Source organism: Streptomyces sp. NPDC107581, from assembly GCF_055657175.1.
This window is the reverse complement of sequence record NZ_JBVKBH010000003.1, coordinates 122,692-139,380: the sequence shown is the minus strand read 5'-3', so window position 1 is coordinate 139,380 and position 16,689 is coordinate 122,692. Positions and strand designations below refer to the sequence as shown.

Annotated in this window: 15 protein-coding genes and 2 pseudogenes; 11 read left to right on the top strand and 6 right to left on the bottom strand. The window is 70.6% G+C overall.

Annotated features, from left to right (window positions below):
* Positions 1–158: 158 nt before the first annotated feature.
* Positions 159–1,202, bottom strand: a complete 1,044-nt coding sequence (locus ACZ7P3_RS07390; protein ID WP_472079627.1) for a hypothetical protein — start codon at positions 1,200–1,202, stop codon at positions 159–161.
* A 248-nt stretch (positions 1,203–1,450) separates the two neighbouring features.
* Here ACZ7P3_RS07390 and ACZ7P3_RS07385 point away from each other — a divergent pair, with 248 nt between their 5' ends.
* Positions 1,451–2,062 (top strand): XRE family transcriptional regulator, encoded by a 612-nt coding sequence (locus tag ACZ7P3_RS07385; RefSeq protein ID WP_472079626.1) that lies wholly within the window; start codon positions 1,451–1,453, stop codon positions 2,060–2,062.
* 123 nt (positions 2,063–2,185) lie between these two features.
* Here ACZ7P3_RS07385 and ACZ7P3_RS07380 read toward each other — a convergent pair whose 3' ends face one another.
* Positions 2,186–3,217 carry an ornithine cyclodeaminase family protein gene (locus ACZ7P3_RS07380; RefSeq protein ID WP_472079625.1) on the bottom strand — a complete coding sequence of 344 codons (1,032 nt, stop codon included), beginning with the start codon at positions 3,215–3,217 and terminating at the stop codon, positions 2,186–2,188.
* Positions 3,218–3,567: 350 nt separating this feature from the next.
* Between ACZ7P3_RS07380 and ACZ7P3_RS07375 the strand changes: the two genes are divergently transcribed.
* From ACZ7P3_RS07375 to ACZ7P3_RS07355, 5 genes are all read left to right on the top strand, one after another.
* Entirely contained in the window at positions 3,568–4,170 is a 603-nt protein-coding gene (locus ACZ7P3_RS07375; protein WP_472079624.1) for a helix-turn-helix transcriptional regulator, read from the top strand.
* A 280-nt stretch (positions 4,171–4,450) separates the two neighbouring features.
* Entirely contained in the window at positions 4,451–4,984 is a 534-nt protein-coding gene (locus tag ACZ7P3_RS07370) for a toxin (RefSeq protein ID WP_472079623.1), read from the top strand.
* Positions 4,981–6,159, top strand: coding sequence for an MAB_1171c family putative transporter (locus ACZ7P3_RS07365; RefSeq protein ID WP_472079622.1), 1,179 nt, complete (start codon positions 4,981–4,983; stop codon positions 6,157–6,159). Before ACZ7P3_RS07370 ends, ACZ7P3_RS07365 begins: the two co-directional genes overlap by 4 nt.
* Before the next feature lie 94 nt (positions 6,160–6,253).
* Positions 6,254–7,396, top strand: a complete 1,143-nt coding sequence (locus ACZ7P3_RS07360) for an MAB_1171c family putative transporter (protein ID WP_472079621.1) — start codon at positions 6,254–6,256, stop codon at positions 7,394–7,396.
* Between the two features lie 16 nt (positions 7,397–7,412).
* Positions 7,413–8,900, top strand: coding sequence for an NAD(P)/FAD-dependent oxidoreductase (locus ACZ7P3_RS07355; protein ID WP_472079620.1), 1,488 nt, complete (start codon positions 7,413–7,415; stop codon positions 8,898–8,900).
* 4 nt (positions 8,901–8,904) lie between these two features.
* Here the strand turns inward: ACZ7P3_RS07355 and ACZ7P3_RS07350 are convergent, their stop codons facing one another.
* The 3 genes from ACZ7P3_RS07350 to ACZ7P3_RS07340 all read right to left on the bottom strand — a co-directional run bounded on the left by ACZ7P3_RS07350 (position 8,905) and on the right by ACZ7P3_RS07340 (position 12,477).
* Positions 8,905–9,933, bottom strand: a complete 1,029-nt coding sequence (locus ACZ7P3_RS07350; RefSeq protein ID WP_472079619.1) for an MBL fold metallo-hydrolase — start codon at positions 9,931–9,933, stop codon at positions 8,905–8,907.
* A gap of 204 nt (positions 9,934–10,137) precedes the next feature.
* A complete protein-coding gene (locus ACZ7P3_RS07345) occupies positions 10,138–11,103 on the bottom strand; it encodes a hypothetical protein (RefSeq protein WP_472079618.1) in 966 nt (321 codons plus the stop codon).
* 897 nt (positions 11,104–12,000) lie between these two features.
* Positions 12,001–12,477: a hypothetical protein gene (locus ACZ7P3_RS07340; protein ID WP_472080293.1), complete on the bottom strand. Its 477-nt coding sequence runs from the start codon at positions 12,475–12,477 to the stop codon at positions 12,001–12,003.
* Between the two features lie 492 nt (positions 12,478–12,969).
* On the opposite strand from ACZ7P3_RS07340, the gene ACZ7P3_RS07335 reads away from it, so the two are divergent.
* The 5 genes and pseudogenes from ACZ7P3_RS07335 to ACZ7P3_RS07315 form a co-directional block, all read left to right on the top strand.
* Positions 12,970–13,431: a hypothetical protein gene (locus ACZ7P3_RS07335; RefSeq protein ID WP_472079617.1), complete on the top strand. Its 462-nt coding sequence runs from the start codon at positions 12,970–12,972 to the stop codon at positions 13,429–13,431.
* Between the two features lie 107 nt (positions 13,432–13,538).
* Positions 13,539–13,661, top strand: a pseudogene (locus ACZ7P3_RS07330) (tyrosine-type recombinase/integrase); the annotation flags it as partial.
* Positions 13,662–13,795: 134 nt separating this feature from the next.
* Positions 13,796–15,247, top strand: a complete 1,452-nt coding sequence (locus ACZ7P3_RS07325) for an aldehyde dehydrogenase (RefSeq protein WP_472079616.1) — start codon at positions 13,796–13,798, stop codon at positions 15,245–15,247.
* Positions 15,248–15,249: 2 nt separating this feature from the next.
* Positions 15,250–15,483 carry a ferredoxin gene (locus ACZ7P3_RS07320; RefSeq protein WP_472079615.1) on the top strand — a complete coding sequence of 78 codons (234 nt, stop codon included), beginning with the start codon at positions 15,250–15,252 and terminating at the stop codon, positions 15,481–15,483.
* A gap of 264 nt (positions 15,484–15,747) precedes the next feature.
* Positions 15,748–15,879, top strand: a pseudogene (locus ACZ7P3_RS07315) (PPOX class F420-dependent oxidoreductase); the annotation flags it as partial.
* A 135-nt stretch (positions 15,880–16,014) separates the two neighbouring features.
* Here ACZ7P3_RS07315 and ACZ7P3_RS07310 read toward each other — a convergent pair.
* The gene (locus ACZ7P3_RS07310) at positions 16,015–16,650 is read right to left on the bottom strand and encodes a TetR family transcriptional regulator (protein WP_472079614.1); all 636 of its coding nucleotides are present in this window, start codon (positions 16,648–16,650) and stop codon (positions 16,015–16,017) included.
* Positions 16,651–16,689 lie beyond the last annotated feature (39 nt).

Genomic DNA, 16,689 nt, shown 5'->3' with positions numbered 1-16,689 from the left:
GGCCGTGGGCACACGGGAGCGGTGACCGGGGTCACGGTCACGAGGGCTGGCTGTACGCACACGGGAGCGGTGACCGGGGTCACGGCCACAAGGGCTGCCGCGAGACGGCCGGGAGAGCGCCGGGAGATGGTCGAGGTCGGGCCCGGGCGGCACCCGGTTCAGGCGGCCTGTGTCCGTGGGGTGCCGACGGTGACGTCCAGGTAGCCCGCCATCCGGTGCAGGGTGCGGGCGCACTCCGGTGGATCCTCGCCCTCGGCCACCCAGTGGGCGAGCCGGTCGGCCGGGCCCGCGTGCCAGGCCGCCGTGACCTGGTCTCCGGCCTGCCGGGTGAGGACCATGCGCTCGGCCGACGGCTCGTACGCGGCGGCCGGGTCCAGATCCAGCCGGGTCACCCGGCCGGTCACGACCGGGTAGGCGAACTGGATCGCGGCGGCCCGCTGCCGGGTCGGGGTCACGTCCGCGGGCGCGCCGGTGGCCAGGGCCGCGGCGGCCCGCGCGAGATCGACGCCGGTGGCCCGCTCGACGAGCAGCGGGATCAGATCGCCGGGCAGGTGGGGGACGACGTCGGTGACACGGGGGCCGCGGGCGGTGAGCCGCAGACCGATGTGCACCACCGTGTGCGCGAGGCCGAGCGCCCGCACGGTCCGCTCCACCGTGTGCCGCAGGAACGGGTTGTGCAGCAGCCCGTCATGGGCGTGCACGGCGTGCCGCAGCGGCTGCCGGGCGGGCGGCGGGCCCGGGGTCGTACGGGTGAGCGCGGCGATGCGGACCTCGTCGTCGAGGACGACGGCCTCGGCGGAGACGAGCGGTCCCTCGGTGTCGTCCCGGCCGGTCGGCGGGGCGGCTCGGCGGGCCAGCAGGGAGCGGAGCGCGGCCGGGTCGGCGCAGGCCCGGGCCGTCTCCTCCGGGAGGCCGGGCAGCCCCAGCCGGGCGGCGATCCGGGCGGCGGCGGGCAGTTGCTCCCGGTCCCAGGTCAGCACGCCGCCGACGCCGTGCCGGGCCGCGTGCCGCGCGACCTCCTCGGCCGTGGCCGGCCCCTGGCCCGGGTCGGCCGCGATATGGCCGGCCAGGTAGGGCAGTGCCCAGCCGGGCGGGGCGCTGCCGGCCAGGACCACCGGGTGGGCCGCCGCGATCCGCGCCAGCGTGAACTCGCCGTACGCGGCCGGCCGGCCGGCCCCGAGCAGAAGGACGGGATGCGGCATGGTCGCCTCACCTACGCGGGAGAAGGCGGACAGAGGAACGCCCCGGATGCTGCTCCCCCATAGGCAGCACCCGAGGCGGGTCGATCTTGCTCTCTGTGCCTCGATCCTCACCCACCGCGCCCTCAACTGTCAACGATTACTGCCTAATTCCGCAGGATGCGTTGTCCCGTCTGGTCGGCGCACGGGTGACCGGGTAGCCTCGCGTCAGCCCAGCCACCGAACGCATGACACGCCCAGGGGGGACCTCGGTGAGTGACGCCTACGCCCCGCTGGCCGCTGCGCTGGAGCGGCTCGGGGAACTGACCGGCCGACCCGGCCGGCTGCCGGAGGTCCTGGACGTGGCCGACCTCTCCCATCGCACCGGCATCCCCGTCGGCGTCGTCGTCGAGCTGCTCTCCGGCGGCCGGGCGCCCGAGGCCTGCCTCGCCCAACGGGTGCGGCAGCGACTGGACTTCATCCGGGAGACCCGGCGCCGTCCCGACGGCAAGCGGTACTCGCTGGACGAACTGGCCAGGATCGCCGGAACCAGCCGGCAGTGGCTGAGCGAGTGGCGCAAGAGCGGCATGCCGGGCCTCGAACACGTCGACCGGCTGCGCAGGTTCTTCGGTCTGCCGGCGGGCTTCTTCGCCGCGGACGAACCGGAGGCGCTCCACGAGGCGTTGCAGCCGGTGCTGCAGGGCCTGGAGGTGGAGGCGGACCCGCTGCTGCGGCTGCGCGAGTGCGGACTGGTCCGGCTGGCCGCGCGTGCCCCGCAGATGAACGCCCGTCAGCTGGCCACCCTCGCCGACCTGGTGGAGATGATCATCATGTCGGGGCAGGACGGCGGCCGGGGAGAGGTGGAGAGCGTCGGGCGCCCCTGATCCGGTTCCGGCCGGCGGTCTGCCACGGCCTGGCACGGCCGGCCACGGCTCGTCACGGCCTGCCACGGCCTGTCGCGGTCGGCCCCGCCGGGCGGACCGGCCGGCCGCAGCTCTCTGCGGCGCTCAGTCGGCGAACGTGTACGGGTCCAGGGCGTCGATCGGGACGTGTTCCATGAGCATGCGCTCGCCGACGCCCGTCTCCTCCGCCAGCTCGATCAGGACGTCCAGGGCCACATGGTCCTCCAGGGCGTAACCGGTGGAGTCGAAGACCGTCGTCCGGTGCCGGTAGGGCGCCCAGCGTTCGGGGTGGGAGCACACGGCCGACAGCCGGGGGCCGATCTCGGGCTCGGACAGTTGCTGGCATTCCCCCTCGTGCCGTGCCTGGTCCAGGTGGTCGGGTACGACGAGTGCCGCGCGCAGCAGCGAGAGGGGAAGCTCGGTCTTGCCGACGAGGTCGGCGCCGACCGCGTTGATGTGCGCATGGGGCTGGAGCCCGTCGGCGGACAGCACGGGCCCCTCCCCGACGGTGACGGTGGTGGCGGTGCAGATGATGTCGGACCTGGCGACCAGTTCGGCGAGGCCGGCCCGGCGCACATGAGCGTCCAGGAAGCCCACGCGGTCCCGGAAGGAGGCCGCGTGGCTCGCCTCGATGTCGTGGACGAGGATCTCCTCCAGGGGGAAGACCCGGCTCAGCGCGTGGGCCTGTGTCACGGCCTGGGCGCCCGCCCCCACCAGCCCCAGCACCCGGCTCTCCGGCAGCGCCAGCATGCGGCTGGCCACGGCGGAGGCCGCACCCGTGCGCACCGCGGTGAGCAGTCGCGCGTCGCACACCGCGGTCAGCCTGCCGGTCGCGTCGTCGAAGCGGGTCAGCGTTCCGCTGAGGGAGGGTAAGTACTGGGGGCGCGTCGGGCGGGAGGGGGTGTAGGACACCGTCTTGAGCGTCATGGAATCGCCGGGCAGGTGGTACGGCATCCACTCGATGGCCCCGATGTCCCCGGGGCCCCTGCCGAAACCGGCCCGGGGCGGCGCGACCCCCTTGCCCTTGCCGACCAGGGCCCGGTGCAGCCGGTCGATGACCAGATCGGCGAAGAGGTCACGGCCGCAGAGCTCGACCACTTTTCCCACGTGTCGTTGCGTCAGGACCAGGGCGTCCATGTTCTTCCTTCCGGTGGTGGGGCGGGCAGCTCGCAGCCCTGAGCGGGTACGCGGGGAGATCGGTCGTCCTTCACCGGGCACCTGTGCGCCGGCCGTTCTGACACCGGGGAAAGGCGAGGCGGCAGGTGATGGGCACGGGCCGTGAGCGGTGTTGCCGGCCTGGGGTCCCACTCGCTCGGTCAACCGCCATCGCAGGTGTGCGGTGATCCTGCTACCACCTTCCTTCGATTGTCAAGATCTTCTGCATTGTCATGCAGATGGAGTCGACGCTCTGGTTGTCTGGAAGATGACCGGATACCCTCACGTCTGCCTCAGCACCAGAACAGACGACGCCCCCCGGAGAACGCTCGGTGGCTCACGACGACGCATATGCCGGCCTGGCCGAAACCCTCAAGGCGCTGGCCTTCGCGGCCGGTCAGCCGGAACGACTCGCAGAGGCCGGGGCCGTGGACGTCGCCGCGCTGTCCCTGCAGACGGGCATCGAGCGGGAGGCCGTCGCCACCCTCCTGGACGGCGGCCGGGCCGAGGAGACGTCCGTACCCGCCCGGGTACGCCAACGGCTGGATTTCCTCCGTGCGCACTATCTGCGCAAGGACGGAAAGCCGTACTCCCAGCAGGAGTTGGCCGCCATCGCCGGTGTCACCCGACAAACCCTGAGCGAGTGGTACAAGAGGGGCCTGCCCGGTCTGGAGGCGGCCGAGCGGCTGCGTCAGTTCTTCAATCTCACGCCGGGGTTCTTCACCACGGACGAGCCCACGGCCCTGAACCTCGCTCTCGCCCCGGTGCTGCGGGAGCTGGAGCGCATGTCGGACCCGCTCGGACCACTGCGTACCCAGGCCATGTACCGCCTGGCGCGGCGGGCACCGAGCATGCCGGACGGGGCGCTGGAGGGTCTTCTGTACTGGGCGGAGAGGATCACCCGCCCGCAGGACGAGGCCCATCGGGCCGTCTGAGGGGCCTTCGCGGGCGGGGGTTCGCAAGGGCGGGACGGGCCGTGGCGCGAGGGTGCCACGTTTTGGCCATCCGTCACGCGGTGAAGCACCCTGTTTCCGCGTTACATCCCTTTCCTCCCGGCGGCGGTTAAACAATGAAGGTGGCTGAAGTGACATGAGGTTGGCATATTTGCGACCACACGTGACCGCCCTGCCACGTTGAGCTGCGGACCGGCCTGACCGCGGCTCCTTCCACTTCAGTCGAGGGCCGACGGGGAGCATGGTGCGTACGACCAGGAAGATGCGCCGACTTGCCAACGCGCTCATCGACCCTCTCAGGGTTCCGATCCCCGCGGATCCCGGTGATCTGCTGGACGCGCTGGTCGAGTCGGCCTCGGAATGGCGAGGGCGTCCCATCGTGGTGCACATGGCCAACTTCCCGGCGCCGCACACCGCCACCACGGGCCTGTGGATCGAACGGGACATGCGCGACGACATCATCATCGAGGCGGGCGCCCCGCCCTGGATGAAGCTGGTGATCCTGGGGCACGAGCTCTGGCACATGGCGGACAACGACACGTCCGCACTCGCCGCGCACTCCGAGAGCCTCTACCCCCTGGCGGACGGCGAACGCTCCCAGCCCGCCGCCGCGCGCACCCGGTTCCTGGAGATCGCGGAGCAGCGGGCCGACCTGTTCGGAATGCTGATCGGCGACCGGCTGCGCCCCTGGCTGAAGGCCTCGCCCGACTCCGTCTACGCGGCACGCACCGCGAACACGGGCGACCTCGCCGGACGCATCGGCGCGGCTCTCAATTACCGCGGGACCGACCGATGAGCGACTGGATCAACTATGTGAGCTGCGGAATCCTGTGGCTGGGTCTGCTGGCCAAAGTACCCGACCTCATACGCCAGCGACGTGATCCGTTTCTGCTCGCCATCAGCAGCGTTCTCGCCTTCGCCTCCCTGTGCTTTCTGTTCGGCGCACCCCGCACGGTCGGATTCATCAACTCGGTCAGCGGTGTGCCGAACCTGGCGGCTCCCCTGACCTACGCGGCCATCACGGCCTACAGCGCCTCGTCCCTGGTCCTCATCGTGTACTGGCGCGGCGGCCCCGAGACGGCCCGCACCGCCCGGTACTGGATCCTCGGGTACGCGGCCGTCCTCGGCGGCATCGCCGTCATGTTCGCCCTGGGCCGCACACCGGTGGAACGCCGGACGGACTTCGACACCTACTACGCCACCACGCCGTACATCGCCGAGCTGATCGTCCTGTACCTGGTCGCGCACCTCACGGCCGTCGTCGTCTCCGCGTACCGCTCACTGAGCTGGGCCCGGCACGTGCGGGGCCATCTGCGCGCCGGACTGGTCACGATGGGCGTCGGCATCGTCCTCGGCGCCGGCTACAGCGCATCCAAGATAGTGGCCGTGGCCGCCCGCTGGTACGGACACGACTGGTCCCGGCTCGGTACGAGGCTCTCGCCGGCCTGTGCCGGGCTGGGTGCGGCGCTGACCGTCGCGGGCACCGTGATCCCGCTGGCCGGCCCCTATCTCGCGAACCGTGCCCGGTGCTGGCGCGCCTACGCGCGGCTGGGCCCGCTCGACCACGAACTGACGGAGCTGCTGACCCGCGAGAGCCTGCGTGCGCCGCGGCCCTTCTGGCCCTCGGCCACCCGCTGGCTGACCTGGCGCCAGACCGCCATCTACAACGGCCTGTACTACCTGGAGCGCTATTTCGACCGGGGGCTGTACCGGGACACGTACGTCGGTCAGCTCGACGCGGCCGGCGACGCGCACCAGGCGGAAGCCGTCGCGTGGGCCACCGCCATCGCCGCCGCGACCCATGCCGCGGGCGAACGGGATGACGCTCTCACGGCCGTCGGCGCACCCGGGCCCCTGCCGGCACGCCCCGACCTCCCGGCTCTCCTGTGCATCGCCGACGCACTGCCCGGCTGCAAGGGCGTGCCGGTCCTGCACCTCGACAAGGGCGCTGCAGCTGCTGAATCGGTATGACGCCGACGCTCGTCCCCGGCGCACCTTCGCCCATGCTGAACGGAGCTCTCGACCCATGAGCCTTGTCGTGTACTCAGCGTCATGCTTGTTCGGGATGGCCGCCCTGCTGCTCTTCCAGAAGCCGCGCGTCGCCCTGAGAGATCCGCTGACCGCCACCACCTGTGCCGCGATCTTCCTCGGCGGACTGTGCTTCTTCTGTTCCGCGCCCGTCACCCTGGGCGCGGTGAACGACCTGACCGGGACACCCAATTTCGGCGCCCCCATGACCTACAGCGTCATCTCGGCGTACAGCGCCTCGCTGCTGATCCTTCTCATCAACTGGCGCGGTGGTCCCGCCGACCGGATCAGGTACTGGAGTGTGCGGATCGCGGTGGTCTACAGCCTGCTGATCGCCGCTATCATCACGCTGTTCACCCTGGCGGACGCGCCCGTGGAGCGCCTCAGGGACCTCGACACGTACTACGCCAACACCCCGTACATGCGGGAGATGATCGTCCTCTACCTCGCCGGACACGGCGCCTGCATGATCACCATGTGCTACGTGTGTCTGCGCTGGTCGCGCGAAGTGACCGGAATCCTCCGGACCGGTCTGCGCCTGATCATGGTGGGGCTGTCGCTGGACGTGATCGGCTTCGAGTGCGCGAAGTTCACCGCGGTCATCGCCCGTTGGACGGGGCACGACCTGGACCTGCTGTCCACCGACATCGCACCGCCTGTGACCTCGCTCGGCGCCCTGATCTGCAGTGCGGGCTTCGTCCTTCCCCGGCTGCTGCCCGCCGCCCAGGCCCAGTGGCGCAGCCTGTGGGACTACCGGGCGCTGGCCCCGCTGTGGGCCGAACTCCGCGACGTGCCGACCGCCCCCAAGCCCGCACCTCCGAGCTGGCAGTTGCCCCGCGGCAGGCTGTACTACCGCGAGTTACGGATCCTGGACGCCCTGCTCGCCCTCCAGTCCCGCTGCGACGGCCGGATCCGGGAGAAGGCCTACCAACAGGCGGTGGCCCAGGGCAGTTCGCCCGGCGAGGCCGACTTCGTGGCGGCCGCCGCCATGGTGGTCGATGCCGCGCACCAGGCCAAGCAGTCGCAGCCACCCGAGTTTTCCGAGCCGGCCGGCACGTCCCGCCTGCACACGGCAGTCTTTTCGGATACAAGCGAACTGGTCCGGCTGTCCCAGGCCCTGGCGACCTCACCGGTCGTCGGAGCGGCACGCGACGGTGTGCAGCGGACCTCTCGAAGCTGAAGGAACGGGGAGTGCAATGTCGCGTAGACGCAGAGCTGTCGTCATCGGTGCAGGCATAGCCGGCCTGCTCGCCGCCGCGGCGCTGGCGCCGGTCGTGGACCAGGTGGTGGTGCTGGACCGCGACGAGCTGCCCGACGGGCCCGAGCACCGCACCGGTGTGCCCCAGGGCCGCCACGCCCATCTGCTGATGCACGGTGGCCTGGAGGCGATGGAGGAACTGGTTCCCGGGACGGACCTGCGCGCGGAGCTGCTGGCGGCGGGGGCCCGGCAGATCTCGCTCAGCTCCGGCATGCTGGCCCTCACCCCCGCGGGCTGGTTCAGACGCTGGCGGCACGACGAGTACCTCACGATCACCTGCAGCAGGGCCCTGCTGGACTGGGTGGTGCGCACCGCGGTGCTGCGCAACCCCGCCGTCACCGTCCACCGGGCCCAGGTGACCGGGCTGCTCGGCAGTGCCCGGCAGGTGACCGGCGTACGCCTGTCACCGCGGGCCGACGGCGAGTTCGCCCCCGGCCTCCTCGCCGACCACGGCCTGCGCCGGTGCGGCGACGGCCGGGACGGCGAACTCGACGCCGACTTCGTCGTGGACGCCGGCGGCCGGGGCACCCGGATCGTGCGCTGGCTCGAAGCGCTCGGCATCCACGACGTCCGCGAGGAGAACCTCGACTCCGGGCTCGTCAACGCCACCCGCGTCTACCGCGTTCCGCAGGGCGCGCAGAACTGGCCGCTGACCCTGGTCCAGGCCGACCCCCACACCGGTCGCCCCGGACGCAGCGGCATGATCGTCCCCATCGAGAACGACCAGTGGATGGTCAGCCTCGGCGGCACCCGCGGCAGCGAACCCCCGAAGGACCCCGACGACTTCCTCGCGTACGCCCTCGGCCTGCCGAGCCCCCTGGTGGGCCGGCTCATCGCCGGCGCCACGCCCCTCACACCGGTCTTCACCAGCCACAGCACCAGCAACTCCCGCCGGTATCCGGAGAAGTCCCGCGTCTGGCCGGACCGCCTCGTCGCGCTCGGCGACGCCGCGGCCACCTTCAACCCCCTTTACGGACAGGGCATGTCGGTGGCCGCGCTCGGCGCCCGCTCGCTGGCCGAGGCCGTCCGGCAGACCGACGTCGGCGCCCCCGGGCTGGCCCGCCGCGTCCAGCGCACGGTGGCCCGGTCCGTCGAGGCGGCGTGGTCCGTCGCCGTCAGCACGGACATCCTCTATCCCGGCGTGGAGGGCGGCGCGCCGACCCTCGCGCACCGCCTCACCGCGGGCTACTCGCGGCGGCTGACCAGAGCCGCCACCGGCTCCTACCGGGCGGCCTCCGCCCTGTGGGACGTCACCTGCCTGCGCACGGGCCCGACACGGCTGATGCGACCGGACGCCGTCCTGTCCGCGCTGACCGGCCCGCCGCTGCCGCCGTTGTCGGGACCGCCCCTGACCGCGGACGAGCGGGCCTTCCTGGCGACCCTGGCACAGGCCCGGGACCAGCGCGCTCCGTCCCCGGCCCGCTGACCCGTCACACCGCCACGTAGGCCACCGGCCCGCTCCCCGGCACCGGTTCCGCCCGGCCCAGTTTCACCAGGCGGCGCAGATGGGCCTCGGCCTCCGAGACGGCGATGGTCCGCGATCCGTAGGGGATGTCGGGCCAGGGACGGTTCCACTGCATGCGCTCGGCCAGCTGCCAGGGGGTGAGCGGTTCGCGCAGGAGGGCCAGCAGACCGGTCAGGCGCTCCTCGTGGTGGGCGAGCAACTCCCCGACCCGGCCGGGCGCGTCGGTGAAGGCGTACTGGTGGGCGGGGAGCACCTCGGCCGGGGTGAGGCGTCCCACCCGCTCCAGCGAGTCCAGGTAGTCGCCGAGCGGGTCGGTCACCGTCGCGTCGTCCGGATCCTCGTACAGACCGATGTGCGGGGTGATCTCCGGGAGCAGGTGGTCACCGCTGAACAGCCGCCCGTGCCCGGGCAGCCGGGCCGGGTGCTCCTCCTCCAGGTGCAGGCAGACATGTCCCGGGGTGTGGCCCGGGGTCCAGATCGCCCGCAGCCGGCGGCCGGGCAGGCCGAGGAGTTCGCCGGGGACGATCTCCCGGTCGGGCAGGGCGGGGGAGAGGCCGGGGAGGGTGCGGCCGCTGCGGGCCCGGCGCAGCGGGGCGACGTGCTCCTCGGGCGCCCCGGCGGCCGTCAGCTTGACGGCCATGTACGCGTACCAGCGCTCCGGGCGGGTCTCCCGCGCCCTGCGTACGATCGCCGCGTCCGCCGCGTGCATCGCCACCCAGGCACCGGAGGCCTCGCGCACCTGCGCCGACAGCCCGTGGTGATCCGGGTGGTGATGTGTGATGACGACCCCGTGCACCTCCTGGACCGACGTGCCGCAGGCCGCGAGACCTGCCGCCAGCGTGTCCCAGGACGCCGGGTCGTCCCAGCCGGTGTCGACCAGCACCGGGCCCCGGTCGGTGTCCACGACGTACACCAGCGTGTGCCCCAGGGGATTGTCCGGGATCGGGACCTGAACGGACCGTACGCCCCCGCCGTGATCGAACGTCTTCGTCATCAGTCCTCCGCCCCGCCGCCCGCACCCCACGACCACGGCCCACTATAACGAGAACTGACTGAACGTCAGATAGTTGTGCGACCACTCCACACGGTGTGCACCGCCGGCGGGGGCCGGCGTCCCTGCCGCCCGATGACCTCCTCGGCGCGCGGTAAGACCGCGATCACCTGCACCGGGGTCCGTCATGGAGTCGGCGGTCGATCTTCAGCATGAAGCTCCGGCGCTGTTGGAGAATTTGTGGGTGTTCCACCCGTAAGCGGAGACCTTTACTTGTGTCAATTGGCCGGGCGGGCATGAGACGCCGGTGTCGGACGCAAAGTGGCCGGTGCTGTCGGTGGCAACCATTCGAACGTCCTCTTGTTTCCGGGAGCTGCCGCTGACGCCCGTCCATGTCCAGATGGTGACCCGCTCTCGGGGCTTGAATCCACCACCGGTGACATGCAGGGTCCGCAGTGTGTCGGAGGCGTACTGGATGGAGGCGTCGATGACGGGGGGCGCCGCAGGATGCGGCGGGGGTGGCGGTGGCGGGGGAGGCGGAGGCGGCGGCTTCCGTGAGACGTCGGCCCACCCCAGAACGGGAATCGTCCAACCGTGCCGACATTTCGATCCGAATGTTCTGCTGGAGCAGCCTTCTACAATAAAACTGTAGAGGCCCGATTGGTTCATCTTGAAGTCCCACCAGCCGTTGTATGTGCCGCTGATGTCCTTCTGTCCCACGTTGTGTCCGTCCTTGTCCCAGCGGATGATGTAAAAGTCGTAGCTGTATCCCCTGTCGTTCGTATCCCACTGGACTCGGATTCGACTCGGGTCTCCGGGATCCTTTTGGGTCCATACGGTCATCTTCGGTGCCTGGTCGGGAGACCATGCGATTTGGCCGTACTGGAAGTCCTGTATACGGCCGTGCCGTCCTGGGAAATCATGCTCCGGATTGATGGGGCACCCGATGCGCCACGGCCAGGAGGTATTCCCTTCCGCCTTGCGCAAGTCGGTCCATGTCCCGCCGATGAGGCCGTAGGGAGCGATGCTGCACTGGCCCGCGGCGGCGGCCTCCCTTGAATATGGCACCAGCGTGACACCGGCTGAAAGACCGAGTGCGGCAGTGATCAACGACAGCCGTCGTGTCCCACTGGTCCTCTTCATGATGATCTCCCGGGCCGAAAAAATGAGCACGGAGAATCCCGCCGCGTCCGGCAGATGCAGCTTCGACTGCGCTGCCGCGCAACAGACCCCGGGACCGCGACTCGCACCTCTTACTGCAAGGTCGCCCATGACTATTTCCACTGTGCTCCTGTTCGGCGAGCGGCACCACTGGGTAAACGGTTGTTTCGAATTCAATTCGCCCGGTCCAAAAATAGATCAAAATCTATGCTGGAAATACTCCGGACTGGCTTGGTCGGAATCCGTTCCCTCCACGCGCTGTGGACCCGCCGGGTAACTCGCGCAATCCCGGCCCGTGCCTTCCTCGCGGTCATACGCGCCGGCGAGCACCGGACGGCGCCCGTCAGCGCTACGTTCGTTCGGCCGCGGTGGTGGAGCCCGGCGGTTCGCCTGTGGTCGTCTTCCGGCCCGGGCAGGTGGCGGTGCTCGACGCCATCCCGCTGCCGGTGAAGGTCCTCGACGACGTCTTCAGCGCGTGAGTTGTCGGCGTCTCCGGGGACAGCTACTGATCGATGTCGGCGTGAACCCCGCGCAGCTGCAGCCGGGCCCTGAGGAACTCCATCTCCGGCAAGGTCCCCACCAGGCCATCACGGCTCAGCTCCCCAGCCAGCTCACGCGCGCGCGACAACGAGGCCGCCGAGACCTCCCGAAGGACCTTCAAAGTCGGGACGAGATGGGGAACCGGGCCGACCAGCCGGAGCCTGACGGGTCCGTGCGCTGCGAGCAGGGCCTCCCGGACATCATCAGGCGCTGGTCCCCGACCGGCGTGTTCGCACAAGTGGGTGCCGCAGGACCCGCAAGAGAACTCCGAGTCCCACCACAACTCATCGTGAAGGACGAACTGGTTCACCTGTCGCACCGCAGTGCTGCCGCACTCGCACCGCGATGTGATCTTCGCTGTCCGGCCGGTCACCCGGGCTCCCCCGTGTTCCACTCCCGCGGCAGATCCTCGCCGCAGAAGACGCAGACGAAGTCCTCCTCCCGCACGATGCTGAGCTCCCGGCAGGAGCGGCATCGGCGGAAGACCACCTCGTGCGTGAACCCGGACGGGCGATGGATCCCGATCCGGTCCAGGGCCTCGGCCACGGCTGGCCATGAGCTGACGTCCGGGCAGTAGCCGGTCGACTGGTTGCTGACTTCCTCGACCACCCACCGTCCGGACTCCTCGCGGAAGCTCATCTCGCCGGCGCTCAGCACCTCTCCGCCGCCGGCGCACACCACGTGCTCGCTGCGGCGCGGAGCCAGTCGCAGCACCCCGCCGCCGTCGACGACGAATGTGAAGGGCTCGGCCAACTCATCCACGGTCAGCGCAGAGACCCACTCGCCGAAGTCTGCTGACGAGCGGATGCTGTGACCCTCACTGCTCGCCTGAACGAGCGCCTTCAGCTCCGCCGGACCCACATACCGATAACGCTGCCCCCGCGTCTCCACGCCCACCAACCTAGTGGCTCACGCAGCCAGAACCTGGGGGATTACCGGCTCACGACGGGAAGCCCCTGCTACCGCAGAGGTCGCCCAGGGGCAGAAGCTTGGCCGTACGGACTGCACGGCACCGGTGAGCGCGGTGATCGGCGGCCTGGTTGCCGTTGCTTCTACCCGCCTGGCAGACCGCAGGCGCCGGCATCGAGAGGAACAGACTCGGTCCCGGGGCCGGCACCAGGTGGGTTATGCGGAAGCTACCCGCGCCGGGAGTGCCGGTGAGTACGCTGGCCAAGCTGGAGAGCATGGCATCACTGGCCTGTTGAGCGATGCCGCAGGGCATGACGGCCATGAAGCAGATGCTATTGCGCAGTCGGCCGAAAGCGACGAACTCGACCTCATCGATGGGCATTTCCACTGCCCGTGGAGGCGACCACCTCTCGCCGCGGAAGGTTGCAAATGAAGTACGTCACTGCCGTCTGGGACGACGGCGGGTTCTTCGTGGATCCGAGGGCTTATCTGGCCGAACTCCCCGAGTTCCGCCACCAATTGCCAGCCGGAGCCTGGGCCTTCGCGTCCGATCCGGCGCATTATGATTTGGGGCACGGCAACAGTCGCTGTGTCAAGGATCTAGAGTTGTCCGGTATTCAGGTGGACACCGACAAAAGTGGTGGGCTGACCCTGGAATTCGCTCCGAATCAGTGGAAGCACGACTCAGGGCTGCGCATCAGGTATTCAGGCGTGACACACTTCTCCATCGACTATGAGCGCGCCATCGACTGGATGCTGGTCGACACCGTGCTCCTCGACGAGGTCCTCCCGCACGCGGACGGCGGTTGCGTGCACGAGATCGCGCTCACCGACGCGTCGATCACCGTCCGCTGCGAGGACCTGCAGGCCGTCTGGGGGGACGAGAGCTGAGGAGTGACCGTCCGTGATCAACGCGCCCACGAGACCCTGCAGTCGGAGGCCTTCGGCAGCGTCGACCGGCTGTGATCAGCCAACGACGAATTCCGGTTCGGCAAGGCGACCCGGGGTTCACCCTGCGCGTCTACACGCACCTCATGCCGAGCGGCGAGTGCCGCACGCGGAAGGCGATCTACGGCAGCTACGGGGCCGCCGGCGACGGCCCACAGGCGGCCCAAGCGGCTTGGAGGTACCCGGACCAGCGGCGAAACCGCTGGTCCGGGCCTATTCGGCCCTGCCCATTGCCCCCTATAACTAGAACTGATATCAGTTCTGAAACAGCGTCAGAAACAGGCGGTGCGGCGGGAGGCAGTCGGTCATGACCGAGCTCGTGGAACACGGACAGCTGTTCATCGGCGGGGAGTTGTGCGATCCCCTGGGCAAGGACGTCATCGAGGTGATCTCCCCGCACACCGAGGAGGTCATCGGCCGGGTGCCGCACGCCTGCCGCGAGGACGTCGACCGGGCGGTGGCCGTCGCGCGCCGCGCCTTCGACGAAGGACCCTGGCCGCGCGCCTCACTGGCGGAGCGGATCGAGGTCGTCACCCGGATCAAGGACGGCATCGCCGCCCGGCACGAGGAGATCGCCCGGGTGATCTCCGCCGAGAACGGCTCCCCGTACTCCTGGAGCGTGCTGGCCCAGGCGCTCGGCGCGATGATGGTGTGGGACTCGGCGATCAGGGTCGCCCGGGACTTCGTCCACGAGGAGCGCCGCGACGGAGCCCTCGGCCCGATCCTCGTGCGGCGCGAACCGGTCGGCGTGGTCGCGGCCGTGGTCCCCTGGAACGTCCCGCAGTTCGTCGCCGCCGCCAAGCTCGCCCCCGCGCTGCTCACCGGCTGCACGGTCGTACTGAAGCCGTCCCCGGAGTCGCCGCTGGACGCCTATCTGCTCGGCGAGATCGCGCGCGAGGCCGGGCTGCCCGAGGGCGTGCTGTCGATCCTGCCCGCCGACCGCGAGGTCAGCGAGTACCTGGTCGGGCACCCCGGCATCGACAAGGTCTCCTTCACCGGCTCGGTCGCGGCCGGCCGGCGCGTGATGGAGGTGGCCGCCCGCAACCTCACCCGGGTCACGCTGGAGCTGGGCGGCAAGTCGGCCGCGGTCGTCCTGCCCGACGCGGACGTGGCGACGGCGGTGGCCGGCATCGTCCCGGCGGCCTGGATGAACAACGGGCAGGCGTGCGTCGCCCAGACCCGCATCCTCGTCCCGCGCGCCCGCTACGACGAGTTCGCCGACGCCTTCGCACGGGCGGCCGGTGCCCTGAAGGTCGGCGACCCGCTCGACGCGGCCACCCAGGTCGGCCCGCTGGTCGCCCGGCGCCAGCAGCAGCGCAACCTCGACTACATCCGCATCGGCCAGGAGGAGGGCGCCAAGGTCCTCACGGGCGGCGGCCGCCCGGCCGGTCTGGAACGCGGCTGGTACGTCGAGCCGACCCTCTTCGGCGATGTCGACAACTCCATGCGGATCGCCCGTGAGGAGATCTTCGGCCCGGTGATCTGCCTGCTGCCGTACGGTGACGAGCAGGAAGCGGTGAAGATCGCCAACGACTCGGACTACGGCTTGTCGGGAAGTGTGTGGACGGCCGACGTCGAGCGCGGCATCGAGGTCGCCCGGCAGGTCCGTACCGGCACCTACTCCGTCAACACCTTCAGCCTGGACATGCTCGGCCCGTTCGGCGGCTACAAGAACTCCGGCCTGGGGCGGGAGTTCGGCCCCGAGGGCTACGGCGAGTACCTCGAACACAAGATGATCCACCTGCCGGCGGGGGCCTAGGGATGGGCGACCGCTGGCACGTCGAGGTCGACCGGTCCGTGTGCATCGGCTCGGCCCAGTGCCTCCACCACGCCCCGGCCGGCTTCCGCCTCGACTCCGCCCGTCAGTCCCATCCCGTCGAGCCGGACACCGACGCGAGCGAGCAGGTCCTGAAGGCGGCCGAGAGCTGTCCGGTGGAGGCGATCGTCATCACGCTGACGGGGAGCGGGGAGCCGGTGTTCCCACCCGAGGACTAGCGCCGTGCCCGAGGTGCCGGAGGGCGGACTCGGGCAGGGCGTACGGACCGGCCCGGGGTGCGGCCTGGGCGGCCCGGACGTGGCCGGCGGTGTCGCGCGGGCCCAGCGCTCAGCCGGGTCGCGAGGTGCCGGGGCCCGGTGGGCGTCTGCCCGAAGCCGCCGGTGCGCAGGCGGATCACGGACGGGCCGAACTCGGGCAGCGGCGGCTACGGAGGGGGGAGTTGCGTTCCGCAGTCGCTCCCCCGGCATGTGACGAGGTGCTGCCAGTGCCTCACGATGGTCCCGGCGGCGGTGAAACCGGGGGACGAGGACGCGTTCCTGGAGCAACTGGTCGCCGAGCGCCGGGTGGTCATCCGGCTGAAGGCGGACCGCCTGTACGACACGGCGCTCGACATCGGCAGCACTGACAGCACTGACAGCACTGACGACGCCGACAGCACCGACACCGTCGGCAGCACCGGCAGCACCGGCATCGCCACACCGTCGGCAGCATCGGCACCGCCACACCGTCGGCAGCCAGGACGGAGCAGGTCAGCGGGGGGAGGCCTCCGGGTCCGTCAGGTCGATCAGCCGGCACACCGTCTCGATGTCGATCTTGACCTGGGCGATGGAGGCGCGGCCCGAGAGCCAGGTGATCAGGGCCGAGTGCCAGGTGTGCTCGATGACCCGGACGGCGGAGAGCTGCTCGGGCGTCGGATGCTCCAGGCCCATCGCGTCCAGGATGATCACGGTGGTCTGCCGGGAGACCTGGTCGACCTCGGGGGAGACGCTGCGGTCGGCGAACGTGAGGGCGCGGACCATGGCGTCGGCCAGATGCGGCTCGCGCTGCAGCGCGCGGAAGGCCCGCATCAGGGTCTCCGCGACCCGCTCGGCGGCCGTGTCGCCCGCCGGGGGCTTCTTGCGCAGCGTGCCGTGCATGTGCTCCAGCTGGTCCTGCATGGTGGCGACCAGCAGATGCACCTTGGACGGGAAGTACCGGTAGAGCGTGCCGAGGGCCACCTGCGAGGACTCGGCGACCTCACGCATCTGCACGGCGTCGAAACCGCCCCGGCTGGCCAGCTGTGCGCTCGCGTGCAGGATCCGGCGGCGGCGGGCCTCCTGCCGCTCGGTCAGCGGCGGCGTGGGGGGCCGGGCGCCGTGCGCTTCCACCTTGGATTCCACAGGCATGGGTCCCGTTCCGTGACAGTCGGTGAGGGCGTCTGTAGG

What these genes read in the sequence shown, in the direction of transcription:
- ACZ7P3_RS07390 (WP_472079627.1), bottom strand. Translation starts at nt 1,202, where the DNA reads ATGCCGCATCCCGTCCTTCTGCTCGGGGCCGGCCGGCCGGCCGCGTAC.
- ACZ7P3_RS07380 (WP_472079625.1), bottom strand. Translation starts at nt 3,217, where the DNA reads ATGGACGCCCTGGTCCTGACGCAACGACACGTGGGAAAAGTGGTCGAG.
- ACZ7P3_RS07370 (WP_472079623.1), top strand. Translation starts at nt 4,451, where the DNA reads ATGCGCCGACTTGCCAACGCGCTCATCGACCCTCTCAGGGTTCCGATC.
- ACZ7P3_RS07365 (WP_472079622.1), top strand. Translation starts at nt 4,981, where the DNA reads ATGAGCGACTGGATCAACTATGTGAGCTGCGGAATCCTGTGGCTGGGT.
- ACZ7P3_RS07360 (WP_472079621.1), top strand. Translation starts at nt 6,254, where the DNA reads ATGGCCGCCCTGCTGCTCTTCCAGAAGCCGCGCGTCGCCCTGAGAGAT.
- ACZ7P3_RS07355 (WP_472079620.1), top strand. Translation starts at nt 7,413, where the DNA reads ATGTCGCGTAGACGCAGAGCTGTCGTCATCGGTGCAGGCATAGCCGGC.
- ACZ7P3_RS07350 (WP_472079619.1), bottom strand. Translation starts at nt 9,933, where the DNA reads ATGACGAAGACGTTCGATCACGGCGGGGGCGTACGGTCCGTTCAGGTC.
- ACZ7P3_RS07335 (WP_472079617.1), top strand. Translation starts at nt 12,970, where the DNA reads ATGAAGTACGTCACTGCCGTCTGGGACGACGGCGGGTTCTTCGTGGAT.
- ACZ7P3_RS07325 (WP_472079616.1), top strand. Translation starts at nt 13,796, where the DNA reads ATGACCGAGCTCGTGGAACACGGACAGCTGTTCATCGGCGGGGAGTTG.
- ACZ7P3_RS07320 (WP_472079615.1), top strand. Translation starts at nt 15,250, where the DNA reads ATGGGCGACCGCTGGCACGTCGAGGTCGACCGGTCCGTGTGCATCGGC.
- ACZ7P3_RS07310 (WP_472079614.1), bottom strand. Translation starts at nt 16,650, where the DNA reads ATGCCTGTGGAATCCAAGGTGGAAGCGCACGGCGCCCGGCCCCCCACG.